Origin of the sequence: Polyangium sp. y55x31, from assembly GCF_029946505.1 — a bacterium.
Taxonomy (GTDB): Bacteria; Myxococcota_A; Polyangia; order Polyangiales; family Polyangiaceae; genus Polyangium.
This window is the reverse complement of sequence record NZ_JARZHG010000020.1, coordinates 1-22,548: the sequence shown is the minus strand read 5'-3', so window position 1 is coordinate 22,548 and position 22,548 is coordinate 1. Positions and strand designations below refer to the sequence as shown.

Below are 22,548 nucleotides of genomic sequence, written 5' to 3'. Positions count from 1 at the left end.
TCAGCCCCCGAGCTTCGCCCGGAGCTTGCTGATCGCCTCCTTCAGCTCCGCGTCCTCGCGATAACAACACGGATCGCGCTTGGCCGAGCAGGGAGCGTCTTTCACGATCAAAAGCTCGTCGAGGGCGCGCCCGTCGCCCTCGTCGGCGGCGCGCGAAAAGAGCGCTCGCTTGTCGGGACAAGCGGCCTTGCGGAGCTCGTACGCGACGCGCAGCGCGGGCGTGGCGCGGTCGAGGATCCCCGGCTTGGCGAGGATGTCCTGGGCCCTCCTGCTCGCCTTGGTGCCGCCGCGGGTTCGTACCACGTGGAAGAGGACATCGAGCCCGCCGCTGCCGAGCTCGTTTTCGAGCGCGTCGAAGACCTGATCCGACTCGGTGAAGCTCGTCTCGAACCCGATCCCCGCGACGACCGCGACCACGTCGCCGCGAAGCTCGGAGCCCGTCGCCCGCGCGGGATCGAGCTTGCCGAGCGCGAGGAACGCCTTCGCCCCTGGCCGCCATTCTTTGCGGGAGGCCGCCCGCCGCAGCCGCTCGGCCCATTCCGTCGCGTCCGCGCCTTCGATGTCCGTCGGCGCGCTCGCGGGGGCCGTCGTGGGGCTCGGCAGAGGCGCCGCGCTCGTCGTGGGAGCCGGGGGTTCCTGGGGTTCGGATCCTCCGCGCAGGAGGACCACGACGAGGAGCAGCACCGCGAGCGCCGAGAGGCCCGAGGCGATCAGAATGAGCGAGCGTTTGTCGAGGCGCTTCGGCGCGGTTACGGCGGCTTTCGTGGGCGCGGCCTCGGGCGCCTTTTCGAGCGCCTTGTCCGGCTCCTTCTCGGGCGCCACGGCCGCCTCGTCGAGCGCCGCGAGCACCTCGTTCGCCGAGGCGAACCGGCGATCCGGCTCTCGCGCGAGGAGCCGCAACACGAGGGCCTCGATCCGCGGCGGCACCTGGATCTCCGGCGCGCGCTCCCGCATCGGCGGCGGATCCTCGCTGCGGATCTTCTTCAGGTGGAGCCCCGGATCCTTCTCCTCGAACGGGCGTTTGCCCGTGAGCATCTCGTACATCACGACGCCGAGCGCATAGAGGTCCGAGCGCGCGTCGACGCCCTCCATGCCACGCGCCGCCTCGGGCGCCATGTACGCGAACGTCCCCATGACCATGCCCACGCCCGTCAGCGCCGGGCTCGGCTTCGCATTCCGACCCTGGTCCGAGAGCAGCTCGACGCGCACCTTGGCGAGGCCAAAATCGAGCAGTTTTACAGCGCCTTTTGCGTCGACGAGGATGTTCTGGGGCTTGACGTCGCGATGCACGATGCTCTTCTCGTGCACCGCCCCGAGCGCCATTGCGATCTGCCGGCTGATCGAGAGCGTGCGATCGAGGGGCATCGGGCCCTGTCCGATGAGGTCCGAGAGCGGCGTGCCCTCGACGTACTCCAGGATCAAAAACTGCGAGCCGTCGTCGAGCTTGCCAAAATCGATGGCCGCGACGACGTTCGGGTGGCTCACGTGCGCGCCCGCGATGGCCTCGCGCTCGAACCGGACCGAGAGCTCGATCATCCGGGCCATGTCCGGCCGGAGGACCTTGATGGCGACGCGCTTGCGCAGGTGCACCTGCTCGCCGCGGTAGACCGCTCCCATGCCGCCGTGCCCGATGAGCTCGTGCACGACGTACCGATCCGAGAGCACCTTTCCCACGAGTGATGCGAGCTCGTCCTTGAGGAGCGAGCCTTGCCCGCGCTCCTCCAGCGCCGAGCTCGAGATCAGCATGGCGCTCGGCTCGTCGCTCGTGGCCGCTGCCTGCTCGGCGCGCGGCACCGTGACGGCGTCGTCGATGGCGGAAGGGGAGGGCCCGTCCGGCGGCGTCGGCTTCGACATGCCGCCGAGACTACCCGAGGTCGTGCGGTCGGGACAATGGCGGGGGGCTTACGAGCCGTACTTGACGCTGCAGCCGTAGGCGCGGGTGTCGGGCGTACGCACGGGCTTGCCGGCGGCGAGGTCTTCGAGGGCCGCGTCGACGTAGTTCACGAGCTTGCCGTCCTTCGGCGACTCGCCCTCGCCGTCGGGCGAGTTGTCGATGGCCCCGCGGTAGGCCAGCGTGCCCTGCGCGTCGATCACGAACATGTGCGGCGTGTTCGTCGCGCCGTACTGGTGCCCGACCTTGCCCGTCTCGTCCGCGAGCACGGGGTTTTCCATGCCAAACGCTTTCCGACCCTCGGCGACACGCTCCGGGCCGTGGCCCTGCTTGCCGGGCGCGGCCGAGTTGATCCCGAGCCAGACGACGCCCTTCTCGACGGCGCGCTTGGAATACCCCTTGAGCGAGCCCTTCGTGTGGGAGGCCTTGACGAACGGGCAGTCGGGGTTGAACCACTCGAGGACCACGATCTTGCCGCGGTAGTCAGCGAGGTGGTGCGTCTTGCCCTCGTAGTCGGTGAGCGTGAAATCGGGGGCGGGCTTGCCGACCTCGGCGCCTGCCGCCGGTTTGTCCGAGGCCGCCGCGGCCGCGGAGGTTTTCCCTTCCGGGGCCTTCGCCTCCGGCGCCGGGGCAGGGGCTTCCTTGTTGCAGGCGAGGAGGAAGAGCGGAAGGAGCAGGAGGTGACGTGCGGTCATGCACGGCATCTTTCCACGCCCGCGCGGGGTCGCAAGGAGGTCGGCGGGGGTTCTCCCGCGGGTCATCTTTTTTCCCGGCGCCTGGTGTAGAGTGGCATGGGGGGATGCACCTCCAGGGAGCCGTGATGGCAACCACTCGCCGATCGGTAGGTATCGTGGTCCTGCGCAGCAGCACCACGTCACGAGGTTCATGACATGCCGTTGCCCCGTTTTTCTCCCGACCCGGTCTCGAACAACGTCGCGCTGACCGTCGTCGCCACCGCGATCCTGCTCCTCGCGCCGCTCGCCTTGACCGTGTTTTTCCGGTGGGTCGTGCGACAGGCGACGCACTCGGTTCGATCGAAGTCCGTCGAGAGCGCGGCCGAGCAGGTGCAGAAGTCGCTCCGCCTCGTGGCGACGGTCCTGTCGCTGCTCGTCGTGGTGGCGGGCTGCGCGACCCTGGCCATTGCCATCATCCGGGATATCGATCTTCATCCGTGGGCGAACCGCCTCGTCGAATACGCCAGCGTCCGCACGGGTCAGGAGCTCGTTCGCGGCGTCGGGATCGTCGTCGCGGTCGCCGTCGGCTGGCTCGCCCTCCGTGTCTTCTTCAAGTCGCTGCTCGACCGCGTGGAAGCGCGAATTCGCGCTGTCGCGGCCCTCGAGAGCCAGAAGGACGAAATCACGCTCTTCCGGGAGCGAGCCGGGGGACTCGGGAATGTCGCGTTCCTTTATGGTCTGCACCGCCTCGGCAGCGCTTCGCTCGGCCTACCGTCGAGCGTGCACTGGCTCCTCGACACGATTCTCTACGTGCTGCTCGTCGTAGGCGTCGCGCGGACGGCCTCGGTGCTCGGCGTCCTGAGCCTCGAAGGGCTCGATCACCTCGGCGCCGCGCGCCTCGAAAAGTCGGCGTTCAGCGTCTATTACACGAGCGTCCGCAAGCTGTCGCCGCTGGCGAAGCGGATCCTGGAGGCGATCATCCACCTCGCGGCGGCGACCCTCGTCGTTCGGCAGTTCCAGACGCTCGAGGCGTTTGCGCCTTATGGCCCTCGCATCATCCGGCTCCTCGGCACCTTCTTCGCGGCCCGTGTGCTGGTCGAGCTCATGCGCGTGGTCCTCGTCGAGGCGTTCGCGGGCAAAAAGAGCACAGTGGACGAGACCGCGAAGCACCGCGTGACGCTGGTGTATCTCCTCCAGAGCGTCGTCGCCTACGTGATCTATTTCGGCGCGGTCCTGATCATGATGGATCAGGTCGGGATCGACACGAAGCCGTTCCTGGCCGGCGCCGGCATCGTGGGCCTGGCGGTGGGGCTCGGGGCCCAGAAGCTCGTCAACGACATGGTGAGCGGATTCTTCATCCTCTTCGAGGGCCAGTTGCTCAAGGACGATTACGTGCGAATTGGCGATTGCGAAGGCGTCGTCGATTCGGTCCAGCTCCGGGTCACCATGATCCGCGACGGCTTCGGGCGATTGTTCACGTTCCGGAATGGCGACATCGGCACGATCATCAATTTTTCGCGTGAGTACGTCCACGCCGTGGTGGACGTCGTCGTCGGCCTCGACGCGAACCTGAACGAGGTGTTCGACGCGTTGCACGAGGCGGGGAGGCGGCTCCAGGAGGCGCATCGGAGCCGCGTGCTCGACAAGCTGGTCGTTCGAGGCGTCACGCAGATCGCGCAGACCGGCATCGTGGTTCGTGTCGCCGTCAAGCTCACCCCGGGCGATCCGGATCCACACCCGCGGATCCTGCGCAAGTTCATCAAGGAGGTCTTCGACGAGCGCGGGATCAAGCTCGCCAACGCGGCCCAGCTCGCCGTCGTCGTGACGAACGGCAGCGTCGAGAATGTTCGAGGGGTCGGGAATTCGCGCAGCGCGGGAAGCGAATTCAATGCGCTGCCGCCTGCGTTGTGACGGACGGGGCGTGGCGCGCCGCGCCCCGTTTCAGGTGCCCGTGGGCAAAAGATCGGCGGGGCGAACCGAGTCGGCCGGGCGGTGGGCGTCGAGCCAGGCGCGCGCCTCCGCCTCGGTCGGGGTGAACGTCACGGGGAAGGAAAAGCGGCTCGGCAGGATGTGGGCGCCCGCGGTGAGGACCATCGACATCGCGATGCGAATGGGGAACGAGGCGCCATAAATGGCGCCGGCGCGGACCGGGATCCGCTCGGTCGTGCCCCGCAAGAAGACCTGCCGCACGCGATCGCCCGAGGTCTCGTAGCGCGTGACGTCGAGCATCGAGAGCAGGGGGCCGTGCCTCCGGCCGATCTCGTAGATCCGGCCGATGATCGCCTCGGCCTCTTCGACGCTGAGCCGCCCCCCGAGCACCGTGCAGATCTGGTCCGGGGCTTCGAAACGCATGCGGTGCGACCCGAACCGCTCTTCGAATGACGACGATGTGCTCATGACGCAGCTCCCCGGTACGACCGATTCCGCGATCCTCTTTGCAACGACCGATCCAGCCCGCGCCGCCCGCCATGAACCGAATCCTTTCATGGAGTTGTGTCGTCGGCCTCGGCGTCGGCGCTCTTGCACCGGGGAAAGGGGCAGCCCGAGCCCTTGCGCGGATGCAATCCCGGCATGATGCGGCGCGTCGTCCTGGACGATGGAAAGCGGATGACAGGCGCGAAAGGCCGTTTTAGAGATGCGTTCCATGCGAACGATCTCTTGGTGGAGCTTGGTCTTCTCGTGCCTCGTCGGATCGGCCTGTGGGGCGAAGGTCGTCGTGGATACGCCCGGCGAGGGCGGAGGCGGCGGGGGTTCGTCGAGCTCGGGGACCTCGACGTGCACCTCCGGCGAGATCGAGACGTGTTACGACGGGCCTTCGGGGACGGCGGGCGTCGGGATCTGCAAGCCCGGCTCGCGCACCTGCCAGGCGAATGGGACGTTCGGGGAATGCCAGGGAGACTTGTTGCCCTCGCAGGATGTCTGCGGCAATGGCGTCGACGAGGATTGCAACGGCGTCGCGGACGACCCCGCGTCCTGCAACGGCAATTGCGTGGGCTGCGCCGAGTACATTTCGGTCACCCCGGATCCCTCCCTCGTCCTTTGCCCGAACTCCCAGATCATTTACAAGACGCTGTTCGGTTGCCTCTGCTCCGGGAACTGCGCGGTCTCGTGCAGCGCGAGCCTCTGCGTCGGCGACGACCCCGGGCAATCGTGCCTCGATTGCGCGACCGACGTGAGCGGCTGCGGGAACGAGCTCTCCGCCTGCGCGAACGACATCTGATCACGCGGCCACCTGTCCGCGTTGGTCCGGGCGCCTCGGCAATTCGACGAGGAACGTCGCGCCGCTGCCCGGCGCGCTCGTCACGCGGATCGTGCCGCCGAGCGCGTCGAGGATCTGCTTGACGATCCAGAGACCCAGGCCAAACCCGCCATACTGCTGATCCGGGACCGCGCGCTCGAATCGATCGAAGATGCGCGCCTGGTGCTCCGGCGCGATGCCGATGCCACGATCCCGCACGAGGAGCCGCGCCGTGCTGTCGTCGCCCTCCACGACGAGGTCGATCGGCTTGCCGGCGCCGTATTTGATCGCATTCGACAGGAGGTTCGTCACGATCTGGTCGAGCCGCGCCCGGTCCCAGCGGCCCGGCAAGGGCGCCTGGGCGCGGACGTCGAGCTTGCAGCCGGCCCGCGCGGCTTCGTAGCCGAGCCGGAGCGCGACGTCGCGCGCGACGGCCGCGAGGTCCACCTCCTCCCACTCGAGCCGGAGGCGGCCGGCCGTGATGCTGGAGATGTCGAGCAGCTCCGTGACGAGCGAGCCGAGGCGCTCGACCTGCCGGCGAATGGTCTCGAGGCGCGGGAGCAGTTTGTCGGGCGGGAGCGAGGCGGGATCCTTGCGCAGGGCGCGCAGGATGTGGCTGACCTGGAGGCCGATCGGCGTGAGCGGCGTCTTCAGCTCGTGCGAGGCGATCGAGAGGAACTCGTCGCGCAATCGGATCGCGTCCTCGGCCTCCTGGTAGAGGCGCGCGCGGTGGGCCTCGGCGCGGCGCTGATCGGTGACGTCGATGCCGGTGCCGATGACGTGCGCGACGCGGCCGCCGTCGTCGACGAGGGTGGTGCTCGACCAGGCGATGAGGTGCCGCGCCCCGTCCTTTCCGACCCAGTGATTCTCGTACCCTCTCGTGTTCTCCTGCGCGTCGACGATACGCGCGAAGACGTGCATCACGGCCGCGCGCTCTTCCGGGAGCAACAGCCGATCCCAGACGGGCACGTCCTTCACCTCGTCGAAGGTATACCCCGTGAGCCGCTCGCAGGCCCGGTTCCAGCGTGCGATGTGGCCCTCCCTGTCGAAGACGACGACGAGCGCGCAGACGGTGTCGAGGATGGCGGAGGTGAAATCGCGCTCGTGGCGCAGCGCGTCCTGCGCGGCCCGCCGCTCGCTCACGTCGGTCGCGAGGGCGATGAAATAGTCGGGCTCGCCGTTGGTCTTGCGGACCAGCGAGCAAGCAAGCGCGACCCAGACGAGGCTGCCGTCCTTGCGGATGTATTGCTTCTCCATCGAATAGGTGGAGAGCTCGCCCGCGATGAGCCTGCCCGCGAGCGCGACGTCCGCCTCGACGTCGGCCGGGTGGGTGACGTCTTGAAAGGTGAGCTTCCGGAGCTCGTCGATGGAGTATCCGAGGAGGTCACAGTAGCGCTGGTTCAAATGGAGCCAGTGCCCGTCGAGGCCCACGTGTGCCATGCCCACGGCGGCCTGATCGAAGGTCGCGCGGAAGCGCGCCTCGCTCTGCTGGAGGGCCCGGCGCGAGCGGAGGAGGTGTGCGAACACCATGGCGCAAAGGAAAAACGTGGCCATGACCGCGATGCCGAGGGAGACGAGCGCCGTCCTGTATGCGGCGCTCGTACACGTGAGCGCCGAATCGAACAGGAGGTCCGAGAACAACATCTCGCTCCATCGGCGTGTGCTCACGCCTCGGGTGTGAAGACGACGCGCATGCAACCGTCCCGTTTTTCCTTGAACGTGTCGTAGGCCTGTTGACCGTCCGCGAGGCGGGCGCGGTGGGTGATGAGATAACTCGGGTCGAGCTCGCCTTTCCGGATGTGCTCGAGCAGGCGCGGGATGTACCGCTGGCCATGCTGCTGGCCCATCTTGAGCGTGAGTCCCTTGTTCATCGCGGCGCCCATGGGGAATTTGTCGACGAACCCGCCGTAGACGCCCATGATCGAGACGGTGCCGCCTTTGCGACAAGCGAGGATCGCCTGTCTGAGGACGGTCGGCCGGTCGGTCTCCAGGCGGACGGCCTGCTTGACCCGATCGTAAGCGTAATCGATCCCCGTCCCGTGCGCCTCCATGCCGACGCAATCGATGCACGCGTCGGGGCCGCGGCCGCCGGTCATCTCGCGGAGGGCCTCGCGCACGTCGACCTGCTCGTAATCGAGGATCTCCGCGCCCGCCCGGTCCCGGGCCATGGCGAGCCGTTCGGGGAAGCGGTCGATCGCGATGACCCGCTCGGCGCCGAGCAGATACGCGCTGAGAATGGCCATCTGCCCCACGCCGCCGCAGCCCCAGACGGCCACGACGTCGCCGGGCTGGATGTTGCAGAGGTCGGCGCCCATGTATCCCGTAGGCAAGGCGTCCGACGCGAAGAGGACACGCTCGTCGGGCAGGCCCTCGGGCACCTCGAATGCATTCGTGTCCGCGAACGGCACGCGCACGTACGTCGCGTGGCTGCCCGCGAAGCCGCCGAAGGCGTGCGAGTAGCCATAGATGCCCGCGGTCGGGTAGCCGTAGAGTTTGTCCGTGAACTCGGGCTCTGGGTTCGTGTTGTCGCAGAGCGAATACTGCTCGCTCTGGCAGAAGAAGCAATGGCCGCAGCCGATGATCGAGTCCACGACGACGCGCATGCCGGGGCGGATCTTTTTCACTTCGGTCGCGACCTCGATGACCTCGCCGATGAACTCGTGGCCGATGATGTCGCCGTGCCGCATCGTGGGCACGTATCCATCGAGCAGGTGCAGATCCGAGCCGCACACGCTCGACATGGTGACGCGCAAGATGGCGTCGTGGGGGCCGAGGAGCTCGGGATCGGGGACGGTCTCGACCCCGACGCGGTTCACGCCTTGATAACAGAGCGCCTGCATGATCGTTCTCCCTTCGTCGTCGTTTGTCTCGGCGTTACGCCGCGCGTGTCATGGGGATGAACCGGCCGGAGGGCTTCCCGTCGGTTGACGATCAGGGGCTCCGCCTGGACGAGCCGGGTGATGCCCCCAAACCCCCGCCGTCACGATTTCGCCGGCTTCGAGCAGCATCTTCAGCCGGCGCAGGCCGGCGTGGGCCCACGCGTCCGGATCCGCGCCCGCCACTGCGGCGAGGGCGCGGAGGAGGAGGCCTCGCGTCTTCGAGAGCTCGAGTACGAGCCGTATTTCGGTCCCGCGACCGCCGGGGGCGTCGCCGAGCAGAATCGCGAGCCTTTCCGGCGGACCCTCCGCGTGGCCGAGCACGATGGCCCGGGCCTCGTGGTCGAGATCGATATGGGCCTCCCACGAGGATCGCTCGCCATTCAGGACGGTCCATACGCGGATGCGCCCCTCGCCGAGGTCCTCCACGCCCTCGACGTGCGGCGCGAAATGGGGGACGTGGGACGGATCCCGCAAGAATGCGTATACCTCGGCCGCCGGGCGGGCGACGGTGACGGTGCGCTCGATACGCGTGAGTTTTTCCGTTTCGAGCAGGGGCATGGGTGTGGGCTTCGGGGCCTTGCGCGAGCTGATCCCGAAGGCCGCATAGGCCGGGCAATAGCCGCGGACGCCGCGATGCACGAGCGCGCCGCCGACCGCGCCCGCGAGGAGGCCGAGCGCGCCCCTGCGCCAGATCCCCCAGGCGACGAGGCCGCCGCCGAGCGCGGCGGATACGACGCGCTCGTTCGGGCCCACGTTGAGCGGGTTCATCTTGCGCGCGCGCGCGGGAATGCCGTGGATGTCGTCGAGCCTGGGTGTCTTCGAATGCATGCACTCTCCTCTTGGGCGTCGGGTCCGAGGTGTAGAATGCAAGGAAGAGACCTCACCCCGGCCGGGCGTGTTCGGCGAACCGAGCGGGATCTCGGATCGGGATTTGCAGCGAAATGGGGGCGGCGTCCTCGGCGGAAATCGAGGGCGAGAGGAGCTCTGCAATGAACGACGGGAGGAGCGCGATGCGCAGATCTTTTCGTTTGGTGAGCGTGGCCGGCCTCTTCGCGGCGCTCGCCGTGACGGGGTGCCAGGAGCGCGAGCGCGGCGGTCAAGCCGGAGCCGAGGTGCGTCGAGGCGGCGAAGGCGCGGCCGTCCAGCAGCCGGGGGCGCCTGCTCCCGCGGGGCAGCCGCAAGGGCAGCAGCCTGGCGCCACGGCGGAGCCCATTCGGGATTTGACGATCGTGCTCGTGACGCCCGATCGCCCGGCGCTCTTCAATCGGCAGGTCGACCTCGTCGGGGCGCAGGTGCAGAAGGTCTCGAACGATCGGGTCTTCTGGGTCGGCCCGAGCGCAGATCGGACCGTGCCGGTCTACCTGGACGACCAGGCGCGGAGCTCGCTGCAGCAGGGCCAGCACAAGCTGCAAAAGGGGGATCAGGTCGCGCTGGTGGGCCAGATCCGGCAGACGCCGAGCGCGCAGCTCGCGCAGCAGCAATGGGGATTGTCCTCCGAGGAGGCCAATGAGCTGAGCGGCGCGCAGGCCTATCTGCACGTGACGCGGATCCTGATCGGCGAGAAGCCTGGTTTGCAAGGCGGCCAGCAGCAGGGGACGCAAGGCGGCCAGCAGCAGGGGACGCAGCAGGGCACGCAAGGAGGCCAGCACCAGGGCACGCAGCAAGGCCAGCAGGGCGGACGGACGGGCGGCCAGGGTCGCTGAGTTTCCGCCGGATCGAACTCCCATGGGGCGCGCAGCGTGGGGCCACCCGGAACCCCACGTTGCGCGCCGTTTTCGTTTGTCACGCCATTTTCCCAGTTCGCCGCGGTGACGAGGGTGCGCCGCGCTGGCACGTCCGTGGCGAGAGCGAAGGACGAGGCCGCGCGAGCGCCTCGCCTGGTCTCGCGGGGGAAATGTGGAGCGACACGAAATGCTGGAGCGGAGGCCCTGGGTCTCCGTGCTTCGCTGGGGCGTGCGCCTCGCATTCGGGGCCCTCGGGATCGGGGTCGTCGTCTCGCTCGTGCGGCAGGTGGGCGCGGGGCCGCTTTGCCTGATTCTGCGCGGCGCGGCGCCCTGGCTGCCGCTCGTCGTGGGGCTCGAAGCGGCGCGCGTCGGGACGGACGCGCTCGCGACGTATGCGGCCTATGGCCCGGCAGCCGGGAGGCTCTTGCCCGCGCGGGTCCTCGCGCGCGCGGCGCTCGTGGCGCGGGCCGTGTCGTCAATCGCGCCCGCGGGGCGCACGGCGGCCGAGGCGACGAAAGCTGCGCTCCTCGCGCCCTGGGCGGGCCCGACGGCGGCGACGGCGGCGGCCGCGACGGGGCAAGCCGTGACGCTCGTGAGCGGCGGGATCGTCTCGGTGCCCTGCGCGGCCGCGGCATATGCGCTCTCGGGAGCCTCGCCGATCACGATGGCGCTCGTCCTCCATTCTGCGCTGCTCGTCGCGGCGGGGACGGGGATTCGGGTGGCGATGCGCGCGCCGTGGCTCGGCGTGCTCGCCGGTCGTTTGTCTTGGCGAGCGGCCGCGCGCGTCCAGGCCTTTCAGGCGCGGGCCCGCGAGACGAGCCTCCTGCCGCCGGGGCCGATCGCCATGATGCTCCTCGGTCGGGCCCTCCAGGTCGCGCAGTATGCAATCCTGGCCCGCGCGGTGGGCGCGATGACGGGCGTTTCGCGCGCGCTCGTGGCCGAGGGGGCGAGCATGGTCGCGCTCGCCGTGGGCGCGTTCGTCCCGGCGCAGGTGGGCGTGAGCGAGGGGGCCTTCGCGTGGAGCGCCGACGTGCTCGGCGCGACGCTGCCGCAGGCGATTGCCATCGCGCTCCTCGGGCACGCGCTCGAGGCCGTCTTCGCGGCAGTGGGCGCGCTCGTTCCACTCGTATGGAGAGCGCCGAGGCCGCCGGACGAGCGGCCCGAGCATTGATTGCAAAATGTGCAGTCCATTCGCGATAACGTCCAGGCTGGTCTTGCGGCGAGGGTGGGACGCGTGCAAAGGTTGCCCGCCGCATGCCGTTCGTCCCGCTCGTTTTCTCGCCCCGGAGGGCGCGCCGTCATCCTCGCCTCGCATCCGTATCCGTCCTTTTTTTCGCCCTCGCCGGCGTCGAGCTTGGCAGCGGGCACGCGCGTGATCTGCGCGAGGCGTGGATGGATCCGGTGGTTGCGGCGATGGGCACGCCGCCCGCGCCGCTCGCGTCGGGGGACAGGGACGGCGATGGGCTCTCCGACGAGCGCGAGGCCGAGCTCGCCCGCACGTTCGCCCCGATTGTCCTCCTCGACCGTGAGGATCGCGCGCTCCCGGCGTCGGTCCCCTGGGTCATGGAAAGGTCCGATTTCGTGGAAGGCGCCGCGCGCGTGCGCCGCGCGCGCAGGGCGTTCGACGACGAGGTGCGCAAAGGGAGCGAGCGGCCCGAAGACTGGGTGACCTACGTCGACGTCTACCCGCGGGCGAGCGGCGGGATTCACCTCGAATACTGGTTTTATTACCCCTACAACGACGGGCCGCTGATTTTCCAGCACGAGAGTGACTGGGAGCACATGACCGTGCGCCTCGACGAGGCGGGTCGCCCGCTCGGGGCTTACCTCGCCCGGCACGAGGACAACAATCCTGGGCCCTTTTTCGCGTGGTCCAGGCTCCGCAAGGAGGGCGAGCACCCGGTCGTCCTGTCCGCGCGCGGGACCCACGCGACGTACGCCGACCGCTCGGACCTCGCGTGGTTCGAATCGGCCGCCTCCTCGTGCGACGATCTCGCGACGTGCGCCGATCGGCCCTGGCGGACGTGGGAGGGCGGCGGGCTCTCGCGGCTCGACGACGTGCCCGAGAGCGCGCTCGCGGGGCGGGCGTTGCGCTTCGACGGGCGATGGGGCGCGGCGGGGTTTTGGCCGGGCACGAGCGCGCCGCGCGGGCCCATGTTCCAGTCGGGGCATTGCGCGGGGGGATTTGCGACCTGCCGCAAGCCGATTGAAATGGCGAGCCTGCCGTAGACGTCCCGGTCGCGCGGCGGGCTTTCATCGAAAGACGCGAAAGGACCGTTTCGTCCGCCCGGCGAGATGCTTGTAGGCGCGGGTTCTCCAGGGTATCCTTGAATCCGAATGCGATCCGGTGAGGTGCTCGACGAACGGTTCGTGCTCGGGAAGCGGGCCGGATCCGGAGGGATGGGGACGGTGTGGCGCGCCGTCGACCGGATCACGGGCGAGCCCGTGGCGCTCAAGGTGCTGCGGGACCCCGAGTCCGAGTCCTCGACGCGTTTCCTGAAGGAGGCGCGCATCCTCTCGACGTTCGAGCACCCGCACGTCGTGCGCTACGTGGCGCATGGCATTGCCTCGTCCGGCGAACCCTACCTCGCGATGGAATGGCTCGAAGGCGAGAGCCTGCTCGCGCGCCTCGAGCGGGGCGCGCTCTCCATCGAGGAGAGTTTGTCCCTCGCCCGTCGCGTCGCCGAGGCGCTCGGCGCGGCGCACGCGCGGCGGATCGTCCACCGGGACGTCAAGCCGAGCAACCTCTTCCTCGTGGGCGGCTCGGCCGATCGCGTGAAGATCGTCGATTTCGGCATCGCCCAGAGCGGCGTGACGGGCGCGCTCACCCGGACGAACTCGATCCTGGGGACGCCCGGGTACATGGCGCCGGAGCAGGCGCGCGGCGACCGCGAGGCCGACGCGCGGGCGGACGTGTTCGCCCTCGGGTGTGTCCTGTACGAGTGTTTGGCCGGAAAACCCGCGTTCCAGGGCGCGCACCCGATGGCCCTGCTCGCGAAGCTCCTGCTCGAAGATCCGCCCCGCCTCCGGGATCTCCGCCCCGACGCGCCGGAGCCACTCGTGGCGCTCGTCCATCGTTTGCTCTCCAAGGACCCGGAGGGGCGCCCCGGGGACGGCGCGGCCGTGCGCGTGATCCTCGATCGGATCGACGCGACCCCGAGGCAGCCCTCCTCCACGGGCGAGCCCTCGCGGGCGTCGCTCACGGGCACGGAGCGGCGGCTCGTCTCGATCGTGGCCGTCGCGCCGCCGCTCGATCGCGAGGCGCCGCGGGACCTCGTCGCCGCGGTGCGGCGCGTGGCCACGCCGCTCGGCGCGCGGGCCTTGGAGCTCTCCTCCGGCGCGGTCGTGGCCGTGCTGCTCGGCGAGGGCAGCGTGGTGGATCAAGCGGCGAACGCGGCGCGTTGTGCGACGTGGGTGAAGCTCGCGGCGCCCGAGGCGGCCGTCGTCCTGGTGACGGGGCGCGGCGAGTCCACGAACCGCCTGCCCGTCGGCGAGGCGCTCGAACGCGCGGCAGCCCTGCTCGACGAGGCGCTCTCCGAGAAGCAAGAGGGCGCGCCCGTTCGGATCGACGACAACACGCGCGCGCTGCTCGACGCGCGTTTCGAGCTCGTCGAACAAGAGGGACGGATCGCCCTGCGTGGCGAGCGTCGGACCGGACACGAGAGCCGCACGCTCCTCGGCCGGCCGAGCCCGTTCGTCGGCCGCGAGCGCGAGCTCCGGAACATCCTCGACCTCGTGGACGAGAGCTTCGAGGAGCGGCGCCCTTCGGCCGTGCTGGTCACGGCGCCGCCGGGCATGGGCAAATCGCGCCTGCGGCAGGAGCTTTTGCGGGTCATCAAGGAGCGCCACGCGAACGTGGCTTGCACGATCGCGCGGCCCGACGCGATCGGCGCCGGATCGGCCTTCTCGCTGCTCGGGGGTGCGCTGCGCGAGATCCTGCAGATCTCGGCGGGCGAGCCGATCGAGGCGCAACGCAGCAAGATCGAGCTGCTCACGTCGGTCTTCTCGGACGCGGCGGAAAAGCGCACGATCATGGAGTTCCTCGGCGAGCTCGCGGGCGCGCCGTTCCCCGACGAGGGCAGCCCGCGCCTGCGCGCGGCGCGGCAGAATCCGCTTTTCATGGCCGATCAGATCGAGTCGGCCTACCGCGCGCTCACGGAGGCCGTGGGGGCCACGCGGCCGATCCTCGTGGTGCTCGAAGATCTTCACTGGGGCGACGCGCCTTCGCTCAAGGTCCTCGACGCCGTGCTGCGGGACGTCTCGGACGTGCCGTTCGTCGTGCTCGCGTTCGCGCGGCCCGCGGTGCACGAGGTCTTCCCGCGGCTCTGGGCGGGCCGGACCGTGCAGGAGATCCGGCTCGGCCCCTTGCCGAAGCGAGCCGCGACGGAGCTCGTGTCGGCCGTGCTCGGCGGGGACATCGCGGCCGAGCGTGGCGCGGCGCTCGTGGAGCGCGCCGAGGGGAATGCGTTTTTCCTGGAAGAGCTCATCCGCGCGGTCGCCGACGGCCGGGGCGGCGAGCTGCCGGACACGGTGCTCGGCATGGTGGAGGCGCGCCTCTCCGCGCTCGCGCCCGAGTCGCGCCGGCTGCTCCGCGCCGCCAGCATTTTCGGCGAGGTGTTCTGGGAGAACGGCCTCTGCGAGCTGCTCGGTGACGGCTTGCCGCTCACCGCGTCGCTCTCCGAGCTTTGCGCGCGCGAGCTCGTCACGCGGCGGCTCCATTCGCGATTCGCCGGGCAGGAGGAGTACGCGTTCCGCCACGCGATCATCCGCGAGGGCGCGTACGCCATGCTCACCGATCAGGATCGGCACCTCGGCCATCGGCTCGCCGGGGAGTGGCTGAAGCGCGCGGGTGAGCCCGACGCGCTCGTCCTCGCCGAGCATTTCCAGCGCGGCCACGACCCCGAGAACGCCGCGGCCCATTACCTTCGCGCGGGCAGCCAGTCGTTCGAGCGCGACGATTTTTCGGGCGCGCTCCTCTGTGCGCAGCGTGGGATCGCGTGCGGGGCCGCGGGCGAGGTCCTCGCCCACTTGCAGACGCTCTGCGCGATGGCGCATTGCTGGCGCTCGGAGCTCGAACCGGCGCACCGGATGAGCGTCGCGGCGCTCCCGCGCGTCGCGCGCGGCGGCCGCTGGGAGTGCTTGCTCCTCTTCCACGGCACGTGGGCGTCACTCGTCGTGGGCGCGGAGGACGATTTCCTCCGCATGGGCAGCCGCTTCATCGACTTCGACCCCGAGCCCGACGCGCGCCGCGATTACCTGCTCTGGGCGCCGCTCGCGGCCTCCCTGCTCACGTCGTACGGGCGGCGCGAGTTATGCCGCGCCTTGCTCGACCGCGCCGAGCGGCTCGCGGCATCCATGCCCACGCTCGACCTCGACGTCGTCGGCTCCCTGGCGATCGGGCAAAGCGACGAGCTCCGCGCCTTCGAGCGCGCCCCGTTTCGCCAGCTCGAGCTCACGCGAAGGGCCGTCTCTGCGTTCGCGACCATCGGCGACGCCCGCAACCACATCACCGCGCTCAATCGGCTCGGCCAGGCCCTCGGCGAAATCGGCGAGCGCGAGGCCGGCGAGCGCGCGCTCCGCTCTGCGGTCGATCTCGCGCGCCGCATTCGAGGACCGTTTGCCCTCCTGCAATCGGAGCTCCACCTCGCGGCGCTGCTCGTCGGTTTTGGCGAGGAGACGAAATGGGCCGAGGCGGAGTCCATCGCCGAGCGTGTGCTCTCGGCCTCGGGCGTGAGCGACGGCTATCGCGGCTGGGCGCGTGGCCTCCGGGCGCAGATCCTCCTCCACCGCGGCGCCTACGAGGACGCGGCCCGCGAGGCGCGCGCGGCCCTCGCCCTTTGCGCGCGGGTCCCTTTGCGCAAGCTCTGGATCACGACGCTGCTCGTGCGTTGCCTCGTCCTTTTGCGCAAAGCGTCCGAGGCGCGGGCGCTCGCGCGGGAGATCGGCGCGGCGCTCGGTCGGGGCGGCGGCGGGTACGTCGAGATCGAGGCGCGGCTCGTGATGGCCGAGGCGATCGCCGAGCAGGGCGAGATGGAGGAGGCGTCGCGGGCCCTGCGCGACGTGATGAGCCGGATCGAAGCACGCGCGGCGGAAATCCCGGACGAGGCGCTGCGATCGCATTACCTCCACGACGTGCCCGAGAACGTCCGCGCCCGCTCGCTCGTGGCCGCGTGGCTCTGATCAGCGCGCCTTCGGGGCCCGTTTTTTCTTCGGCGGAGCGGGCTCGCTCGTCAGGCAAACCTCCGTCGCGGCGCGGAGCGCGTCGAAGAGCAGCACCTTCGCGAGCGTGACGATCTGCCCGATCGGCACGGATCTGCGCGCGACCCAGTCGATCGACGCGACCTCGACGAAGCCGATCCAGCCGCGCATCGCCGTGTGGACGAGCGGGCCCGTGGCCTCGGGCGGCAGGGCCGCGACGATACGGTCGAGGAAGATCGTGCGTGTCTCTTCCAGCACGGCCGCGACCTCCGGATCCGAGCCGATCCCGCCGCGCATGAGGGCGACATACGCGGCGCCGCGGCGCTCCACGTACGCGAGGTACGTCCGCACGCCCTGCTCGACGCGCTCTTCGGGCGACGCGTCCTTTTCCTTATCGAGCGTCTCGTCGAGCAGCTCCTTCGAGGCTGCGCGCAGGGCCGCCACGTAAAAATCGCGCTTCGTCGGAAAATAATAATAAAGCAGGCCCTTCGAGATCCCGGCGGCGCGCGCGATGTCGTCGATCGACACCTCGTCGTAGGCGCGCTCGCTGAAGATCGACAGGCCGAGCGTGAGGAGCTGGGCGCGGCGCTCGTCGACCTCGAGCCGCGCGCGTGTGGCGGGCCCTTGTTCGGCCTCTGCCGGGGGGCGCGCGGCGGGCCTCGGCCTTGCTCGGCTCTTCATGAGGCGAGCCTATACCCCCGGCGCCCGGGATCTTCAATCGTCCGGTTTGTTGTTGACTTCAGTTCAACAGCCGGTATCTTCGACTTCGTTACTGAACGGGAGTCAACAGCCATGCAGCGCGCAGACGTCTCGGGCTCGGTCACCCCCATCGTCATCGTCGGCAGCGGCTTTGCGGGCCTGGCCATGGCGATCCGGCTGAAGCAGGCCGGCATCCACGACTTCACGATCTTCGAGCAGGCGGGGCGTGTCGGCGGCACCTGGCGCGACAACCATTACCCCGGCGCGGCGTGTGACGTCGAATCACACCTCTACTCGTTCTCGTTCGAGCCGAACCCGCGCTGGACACGCATGTTCGCGCCGCAGGCCGAGATCCTGGATTACCTCGAGTCCTGCGCCCGGAAGTACGGCTTGCTCCCCCACATCCGCCTGAACACCGAGGTCCGAGGCGCCACGTTCGACGAGCGGGAAGGGATCTGGCGGGTCGAGACGAGGGATGGCCGCACGACGACCGCGCGCGTGCTCGTCTCGGCTTGTGGTGGGCTCAACCGGCCCGCGCTCCCCGACATCCCCGGCCTCGGCTCGTTCGGCGGAAAAACCTTTCATTCGGCGCGCTGGGACGAACACGCGGATCTCGAAGGCAAGACGGTGGCGGTCATCGGCACCGGGGCGAGCGCGATCCAGATCGTGCCGGCCATCGCGCCGAAGGTCGGGCGTCTCCACCTCTTCCAGCGCACGCCGCCGTGGATCCTGCCCAAGCGCGACCGCGCGATCTCGGAGGCCGAGCGCGAATGGTTCGCCCGCGTGCCGCTCTTCCAGCGGCTCGCCCGGCTCCGTCAGTACTGGTGGCACGAGCTCTTCGCGCTCGGGTTCGTCGCCGAGCCGCGCATCATGAAGCTCGCGGAGCGGCTCGCGCGGGCGTACCTCGCGAAAAGCGTGCCGGATCCGGTTTTGCGGGAGAAACTCACGCCGCAGTACACCATGGGCTGCAAGCGGGTCCTGCTCTCGAACGATTATTACCCGGCGTTGCTCCGGCCGAACGTCGCGCTCGTCACCGAGCCGATCGAGGCCATCGAGGCGGACGGCGTCCGGACGAGCGACGGCGTTTTGCGAAAGGTCGATACGCTCATCCTCGCGACCGGGTTCCAGGCGGCGGAGGCCGTGGCGCCCTTCGTGATCCGCGGGCGGGACGGGCGCGATTTGAACGACGTGTGGCGTGATGGGCCCGAGGCCTATCTCGGTACGACGATCGCGGGGTTTCCCAATTTTTTCCTGATCGTCGGGCCGAACGTCGGCCTCGGCCACAGCTCGATGGTGTTCATGATCGAATCACAGGCGGCTTACGTCATGAGCTGCATCGAGGCCATGCAGGCGCGGCGCTGGAAGTTCGTCGACGTGCGGCCCGAGGCGCAAAGCGAGGAGAACCGGAAGCTCCAGGCGCGTTTTCCCCGCACGGTCTGGTCGACCGGATGCGTGAGCTGGTATCAAACCCGGAGCGGCAAGAACACCACGCTCTGGCCCGGCTTCACGTTCGAGTTTCGCTTGAAGACGCGGCGCTTCGATCCCGCGCCGTACGAAGTGGTCCCCTTGGCGTGAGCGCCATTGACGGAGCGGCGCGGGTCGGGCTCTGATGCGGGCCACGAGACGAGGAAGAGGAGAACTTCATGGGACTTCGAACATCGGGATGCAGCGTCATCACCGGGGCAGGGGGCGGCTTCGGGCGCGCGCTCGCGTTCGAGCTCGCGGCGCGAGGCGCGCGGCTCGTGCTCTCCGACATCAACCCGGGCGCGGCGGAGGAGACGGCCCGCCTCGCCCTCGCGCGTGGCGCCGCGGCGGCCAAGGCGCTCGGCTGCGACGTGACGAAAGTCGAGGAGGTGGAGGCGCTCGCGAATGCCTGCGAGGGCCCCATCGACCTCCTCGTCAACAACGCCGGCGTCAGCAGCGGCGGGCTCGTCGGGGATCTCTCGCTCACGGATTGGCGCTGGACGATCGAGGTCGACCTCTTCGGCGTGATCCACGGCTGCCACGTCTTCGTTCCTCGCCTGAAAAAGCAGGGGGCCGGCCACATCCTCAATGTCGCCTCCGCCGCGGGCCTTTTGTGCGCGCCGCGCATGGCCGCCTACAATGCGGCGAAGGCGGGCGTCATCGCGATCTCGGAGACCCTGGCCGTGGAGCTCGATGATACGGGCGTGGGCGTGACCGTTTTGTGTCCGACGTTTTTCAAGACGGACATCGTGAATTCGGGGCGCTTCGCGGATCCGGAGACCCGCAAGATGGCGGACAAACTCATGGCGGGCGGCAGGCCGGTCGAGGAGGTCGTCCTCGCGGCGCTCGCGGCCGTGGAGCGCGACGAATTGTATGCGGTGCCGATGGCCGACGCGCGCTGGCTCTGGAGGGTGAAGCGCGCTCTGCCAGACGCGTTCCGCAAGCTCGTTGGTCTCGGCGTTCGTTTCCGGTCGAAGGACTGACGCTCAAGCGCGCGGGGGAGGCTCGGCGAGCCAGCGGCGCGCTTCCTTCTCATTCGCGAAGAATCCCACCGTATACGTGAAATAGTGGGAAAACAGCGCGCGTCCGGCGCGCTCGACCATCTCGAGGAGCGCGCGCGTGGTGAAGCTCGGGCCGGCGATGGCGACGCGCCGGAGCGGATACTCGCGTTCGACCTGCCGGAAGACCGCGCGTGCATGCGGATCGAAGCTACCCATCCGGCTCACCTCGGCGAGGAGGTCGTAGGGGCTGCCGATCTGGTCGCCGACCTGGTGGAGCAGGTCCTTGATGGCCGCTGCATCCGTCTTCGAGACGGGGCCGCTCACGTCGATGACGAGCAGCGCAGGCGGCTCGAACTTCGCTCGATGCGGGCCGATTTGCCAGGTGCGCGAAAGAAAGGAAACGTCGGGCGTTTGCATCGGGCTCGAGGGGAAGCGAACGGGGAGCTTGCCACGAATCACGCCCACCGAGAAGCCATCCACGCGGGGGGCCGAGCGTCCATCGATGGCCCCGCCATCGATGGACGGGCTCGGCCCTCAGCGCAAGCCTTCCAGATAAGAACCGAGCCCCCGCTCCTCGCTCCAGGTGCGGAGCTTCTGCAGCGCCTTCGATTCGATCTGCCGGATCCGCTCGCGGCTCAGCGAGAAGGAGCGGCCGATCTGCTCCAAGGTATGGTCGTCCTCGCCCGTCAGGCCATAACGCAGCTTCAAGACCTCGCGCTCGCGGGGCGTGAGCGTCTCGAGCATCTCGCTCGCGGCCTCGCGCATGCGGCTCCGCACGAGCGCCTCGTCGGGCGCGTCCGTTTCGCTGGCGAGCGTGTCGCCGAAGCGGAAATCGCCCTCGTCGCCCATGGGCGCGTCGAGGCTGACCGGCGTGAGCGAGAGCGCGCGGACCGCCTGGACCTTGTCGAGCGGCACGCCCGAGCTCTCCGCGATCTCCTCCTGCGAGGGCAATCGCGCGTTTTTCTGCGAGAGCGCCCGCTCCGCGCCAAGCACCCGCCGCCGGCTCGCCGTGAGGTGCACCGGCATGCGAACGTCCTTGCCCTGGTAGAGGAGCGCTCGCTCGATCGATTGCCGGATCCACCACGCCGCATACGTGCCGAACCGATAGCCGCGCGAATAATCGAACTTGTCGGCGGCCCGGATGAGGCCGAGGTTGCCCTCCTGCACGAGATCGAGCAGCGGAACGCCTCGGTTTCCATAATGGCGCGCCGTCGCGACCACGAGGCGCAGGTTCGCCCGGACGAGCTCGCCCTTCTCGTGCGCCGCCCGCGCCCGCGCCTTCGCCGAGTGATCCCGCGCCTCCTCGATGCGCGCCTGCTCCTCGGCCGAGGTAACCTGCGCGCGCGCGGCGAGCGCCTGATCGAGCCGCTCGACGAGCGTGGGATCGACCCGCAACGTATCGAACGCGTCCGCGAGATCCGCGGGCAGCGCGGCGTCGTTCCCCGGTTCGGAGGCGAGCGCGCGCGCTCGTTCGAGCGCGTCGACGAGGCGGCTCGTCGTGGCCGCCGCGTCCGGGGCCTCTCCGTTCAGGAGGAGGTCCCGCGGGTTCGTCTTGCCAGACCGGATTTCCTCCGCAATCGCCGCGAGCGCGTGCACGCTCGCCGGAGAGCGGACGAGCGCGGACAAGGCGTCACGCTCGGCGAGGGTGATACGACGCCCGAGCTCGGCTTCGGCCTCGCGCGTGAGCGGTTGACTTGCTTCGAGTCCACGCAGATAGAGATCGGTCGCGTCCTGGATCGGGGCCGCACGAGGCACCGGGGGCGTGGGGCCCTTGGGCGTGCGCGGACGACGCTTCCGTGCGGGCTCCTTCGCGGGGCCCGCGATCCTGAGTTTGTTCAATGTGGTCTCCAGACCCGCGTCCCGCCCGGCGAAAAGACGCGGCGGAGGGTGCTGCTCGCCGGGATTGCGGAACGTAAGCATCCCTCGCGCGTCCGGAAGGGGGGCGCACAAAAGAATTCGGACGAGGGAGCTACCCCAGGCGTCGATTGCGAATGATTTGCGTGGCTCTCAGCCGGTCAGGAGCATGGCCACCATCGCGGCCGAGGCCGTCTCACCCCAGCCGGCGAACGTCTCGGGGATCCGGACGCTCACGAGCTCCATCGAACCCCCACAACGTAGCGACCCTTCGTAAATGTGCCCGCGCCGCGCGAGATCGAATCCGCAGAGGCCGACGGTCCCCGTGATCGCCTCAGGCCCGAGCCAGAGATCGGTGATGCGGCCGCGGAGCAGGCCCTCGACGTGCTGCCGCTTTTCCAGGCGCGTCACGCGGAGCCGGAGCGGCTCGGCGCCCCAGAGCCCCTCGATCTCGGGGCCGCGGACGGAGGCGCTCAGCGTCTTGCCGAGCGCGAGGCCGCGCAGGGCCTTGCCGTCGTCTTCGGTGTAGAGCCCGACGTTGACGACCGGCCCGATCGCCGTCCCGTCGCCGATCGTCGCGTTGACGACGTGCCCGCCCGATCCCTGCAGGAAGAAGTCGTTCGGCCTCCACGGCTCGTCGTAGAGCGTGTCCTGGGAGGGCATGTCCGGCTCCTCGTAGCCACACGAGGCAGGCGCGAGGAGGGCGAGCGCGAGGAAGGGAAGGGGGAGCCTCTGCATCACGGACCTCGGCCGAGTATAAGCCGGCGGGCGCGTTTCACAACGGACCTTCTCAGGCGCTGAGCATTGGTCTCATCTGGAAGCCGATTCGCTGGGGCGTTGCCCCAGGCCCCAGCAGGGGCTGTCCGCCCCTGCACCCGGACCAGCGCAAGCGCTGGACTCGGGGTCGATGAACTGCGCGATGCGCA

The 22,548-nt window shown here is 69.5% G+C and carries 18 protein-coding genes; 8 read left to right on the top strand and 10 right to left on the bottom strand.

Annotated elements, in window-relative coordinates; all coding sequences use genetic code 11:
* The gene (locus QHF84_RS29515; protein ID WP_281316789.1) at window positions 1–1,854 is read right to left on the bottom strand and encodes a serine/threonine-protein kinase; all 1,854 of its coding nucleotides are present in this window, start codon (window positions 1,852–1,854) and stop codon (window positions 1–3) included.
* Between the two features lie 48 nt (window positions 1,855–1,902).
* On the bottom strand, window positions 1,903–2,586 hold the full coding sequence (locus tag QHF84_RS29510) for a thioredoxin family protein (RefSeq protein ID WP_281316788.1): 684 nt from the start codon (window positions 2,584–2,586) through the stop codon (window positions 1,903–1,905).
* Window positions 2,587–2,781: 195 nt separating this feature from the next.
* Here QHF84_RS29510 and QHF84_RS29505 point away from each other — a divergent pair, with 195 nt between their 5' ends.
* Window positions 2,782–4,476: a mechanosensitive ion channel family protein gene (locus QHF84_RS29505; protein ID WP_281316787.1), complete on the top strand. Its 1,695-nt coding sequence runs from the start codon at window positions 2,782–2,784 to the stop codon at window positions 4,474–4,476.
* A gap of 30 nt (window positions 4,477–4,506) precedes the next feature.
* On the opposite strand, the gene QHF84_RS29500 is transcribed toward QHF84_RS29505, so the two are convergent.
* Window positions 4,507–4,962 carry an STAS/SEC14 domain-containing protein gene (locus QHF84_RS29500; protein WP_281316786.1) on the bottom strand — a complete coding sequence of 152 codons (456 nt, stop codon included), beginning with the start codon at window positions 4,960–4,962 and terminating at the stop codon, window positions 4,507–4,509.
* Between the two features lie 247 nt (window positions 4,963–5,209).
* Between QHF84_RS29500 and QHF84_RS29495 the strand changes: the two genes are divergently transcribed.
* Window positions 5,210–5,785, top strand: a complete 576-nt coding sequence (locus QHF84_RS29495) for a hypothetical protein (protein WP_281316785.1) — start codon at window positions 5,210–5,212, stop codon at window positions 5,783–5,785.
* On the opposite strand, the gene QHF84_RS29490 is transcribed toward QHF84_RS29495, so the two are convergent.
* From QHF84_RS29490 to QHF84_RS29480, 3 genes are read right to left on the bottom strand one after another with little or no spacing between them, the layout of a single operon-like run.
* Window positions 5,786–7,471 (bottom strand): sensor histidine kinase, encoded by a 1,686-nt coding sequence (locus QHF84_RS29490; RefSeq protein WP_281316784.1) that lies wholly within the window; start codon window positions 7,469–7,471, stop codon window positions 5,786–5,788. It lies immediately after the preceding gene.
* Window positions 7,468–8,643, bottom strand: coding sequence for a zinc-dependent alcohol dehydrogenase (locus QHF84_RS29485; RefSeq protein ID WP_281316783.1), 1,176 nt, complete (start codon window positions 8,641–8,643; stop codon window positions 7,468–7,470). The genes QHF84_RS29490 and QHF84_RS29485 overlap by 4 nt, the downstream gene beginning before the upstream one ends.
* 48 nt (window positions 8,644–8,691) lie before the next feature.
* Window positions 8,692–9,510, bottom strand: a complete 819-nt coding sequence (locus tag QHF84_RS29480; RefSeq protein ID WP_281316782.1) for a YgaP-like transmembrane domain — start codon at window positions 9,508–9,510, stop codon at window positions 8,692–8,694.
* Between the two features lie 182 nt (window positions 9,511–9,692).
* On the opposite strand from QHF84_RS29480, the gene QHF84_RS29475 reads away from it, so the two are divergent.
* The 4 genes from QHF84_RS29475 (at window position 9,693) to QHF84_RS29460 (ending at window position 16,586) form a co-directional block, all read left to right on the top strand.
* Window positions 9,693–10,385 carry a hypothetical protein gene (locus QHF84_RS29475; RefSeq protein WP_281316781.1) on the top strand — a complete coding sequence of 231 codons (693 nt, stop codon included), beginning with the start codon at window positions 9,693–9,695 and terminating at the stop codon, window positions 10,383–10,385.
* 208 nt (window positions 10,386–10,593) lie between these two features.
* Complete coding sequence (locus tag QHF84_RS29470) at window positions 10,594–11,577, top strand: hypothetical protein (RefSeq protein ID WP_281316780.1); 984 nt, start codon at window positions 10,594–10,596, stop codon at window positions 11,575–11,577.
* A gap of 83 nt (window positions 11,578–11,660) precedes the next feature.
* On the top strand, window positions 11,661–12,635 hold the full coding sequence (locus tag QHF84_RS29465; protein ID WP_281316779.1) for a hypothetical protein: 975 nt from the start codon (window positions 11,661–11,663) through the stop codon (window positions 12,633–12,635).
* Between the two features lie 108 nt (window positions 12,636–12,743).
* Window positions 12,744–16,586: a serine/threonine-protein kinase gene (locus tag QHF84_RS29460; protein ID WP_281316778.1), complete on the top strand. Its 3,843-nt coding sequence runs from the start codon at window positions 12,744–12,746 to the stop codon at window positions 16,584–16,586.
* Here the strand turns inward: QHF84_RS29460 and QHF84_RS29455 are convergent, their stop codons facing one another.
* Window positions 16,587–17,285: a TetR/AcrR family transcriptional regulator gene (locus tag QHF84_RS29455; protein WP_281316777.1), complete on the bottom strand. Its 699-nt coding sequence runs from the start codon at window positions 17,283–17,285 to the stop codon at window positions 16,587–16,589.
* Between the two features lie 111 nt (window positions 17,286–17,396).
* Here QHF84_RS29455 and QHF84_RS29450 point away from each other — a divergent pair, with 111 nt between their 5' ends.
* Together QHF84_RS29450 and QHF84_RS29445 are read left to right on the top strand one after the other, a co-directional pair.
* On the top strand, window positions 17,397–18,878 hold the full coding sequence (locus QHF84_RS29450; protein ID WP_281316776.1) for an NAD(P)/FAD-dependent oxidoreductase: 1,482 nt from the start codon (window positions 17,397–17,399) through the stop codon (window positions 18,876–18,878).
* 68 nt (window positions 18,879–18,946) lie between these two features.
* Complete coding sequence (locus tag QHF84_RS29445) at window positions 18,947–19,750, top strand: SDR family NAD(P)-dependent oxidoreductase (RefSeq protein WP_281316775.1); 804 nt, start codon at window positions 18,947–18,949, stop codon at window positions 19,748–19,750.
* A 3-nt stretch (window positions 19,751–19,753) separates the two neighbouring features.
* Here the strand turns inward: QHF84_RS29445 and QHF84_RS29440 are convergent, their stop codons facing one another.
* The 3 genes from QHF84_RS29440 to QHF84_RS29430 all read right to left on the bottom strand — a co-directional run bounded on the left by QHF84_RS29440 (window position 19,754) and on the right by QHF84_RS29430 (window position 22,360).
* Entirely contained in the window at window positions 19,754–20,185 is a 432-nt protein-coding gene (locus QHF84_RS29440) for an STAS/SEC14 domain-containing protein (protein ID WP_281316774.1), read from the bottom strand.
* Between the two features lie 117 nt (window positions 20,186–20,302).
* Entirely contained in the window at window positions 20,303–21,523 is a 1,221-nt protein-coding gene (locus QHF84_RS29435) for a sigma-70 family RNA polymerase sigma factor (protein ID WP_281316773.1), read from the bottom strand.
* Window positions 21,524–21,775: 252 nt separating this feature from the next.
* The gene (locus tag QHF84_RS29430) at window positions 21,776–22,360 is read right to left on the bottom strand and encodes a hypothetical protein (RefSeq protein ID WP_281316772.1); all 585 of its coding nucleotides are present in this window, start codon (window positions 22,358–22,360) and stop codon (window positions 21,776–21,778) included.
* Window positions 22,361–22,548: the final 188 nt, after the last annotated feature.

Coding starts and splice junctions, on each gene's coding strand:
- QHF84_RS29515 (WP_281316789.1), bottom strand. CDS start 1,854: ATGTCGAAGCCGACGCCGCCGGACGGGCCCTCCCCTTCCGCCATCGAC.
- QHF84_RS29510 (WP_281316788.1), bottom strand. CDS start 2,586: ATGACCGCACGTCACCTCCTGCTCCTTCCGCTCTTCCTCCTCGCCTGC.
- QHF84_RS29505 (WP_281316787.1), top strand. CDS start 2,782: ATGCCGTTGCCCCGTTTTTCTCCCGACCCGGTCTCGAACAACGTCGCG.
- QHF84_RS29500 (WP_281316786.1), bottom strand. CDS start 4,962: ATGAGCACATCGTCGTCATTCGAAGAGCGGTTCGGGTCGCACCGCATG.
- QHF84_RS29495 (WP_281316785.1), top strand. CDS start 5,210: ATGCGAACGATCTCTTGGTGGAGCTTGGTCTTCTCGTGCCTCGTCGGA.
- QHF84_RS29485 (WP_281316783.1), bottom strand. CDS start 8,643: ATGCAGGCGCTCTGTTATCAAGGCGTGAACCGCGTCGGGGTCGAGACC.
- QHF84_RS29480 (WP_281316782.1), bottom strand. CDS start 9,510: ATGCATTCGAAGACACCCAGGCTCGACGACATCCACGGCATTCCCGCG.
- QHF84_RS29475 (WP_281316781.1), top strand. CDS start 9,693: ATGCGCAGATCTTTTCGTTTGGTGAGCGTGGCCGGCCTCTTCGCGGCG.
- QHF84_RS29470 (WP_281316780.1), top strand. CDS start 10,594: ATGCTGGAGCGGAGGCCCTGGGTCTCCGTGCTTCGCTGGGGCGTGCGC.
- QHF84_RS29465 (WP_281316779.1), top strand. CDS start 11,661: ATGCCGTTCGTCCCGCTCGTTTTCTCGCCCCGGAGGGCGCGCCGTCAT.
- QHF84_RS29460 (WP_281316778.1), top strand. CDS start 12,744: ATGCGATCCGGTGAGGTGCTCGACGAACGGTTCGTGCTCGGGAAGCGG.
- QHF84_RS29455 (WP_281316777.1), bottom strand. CDS start 17,285: ATGAAGAGCCGAGCAAGGCCGAGGCCCGCCGCGCGCCCCCCGGCAGAG.
- QHF84_RS29450 (WP_281316776.1), top strand. CDS start 17,397: ATGCAGCGCGCAGACGTCTCGGGCTCGGTCACCCCCATCGTCATCGTC.
- QHF84_RS29445 (WP_281316775.1), top strand. CDS start 18,947: ATGGGACTTCGAACATCGGGATGCAGCGTCATCACCGGGGCAGGGGGC.
- QHF84_RS29440 (WP_281316774.1), bottom strand. CDS start 20,185: ATGCAAACGCCCGACGTTTCCTTTCTTTCGCGCACCTGGCAAATCGGC.
- QHF84_RS29430 (WP_281316772.1), bottom strand. CDS start 22,360: ATGCAGAGGCTCCCCCTTCCCTTCCTCGCGCTCGCCCTCCTCGCGCCT.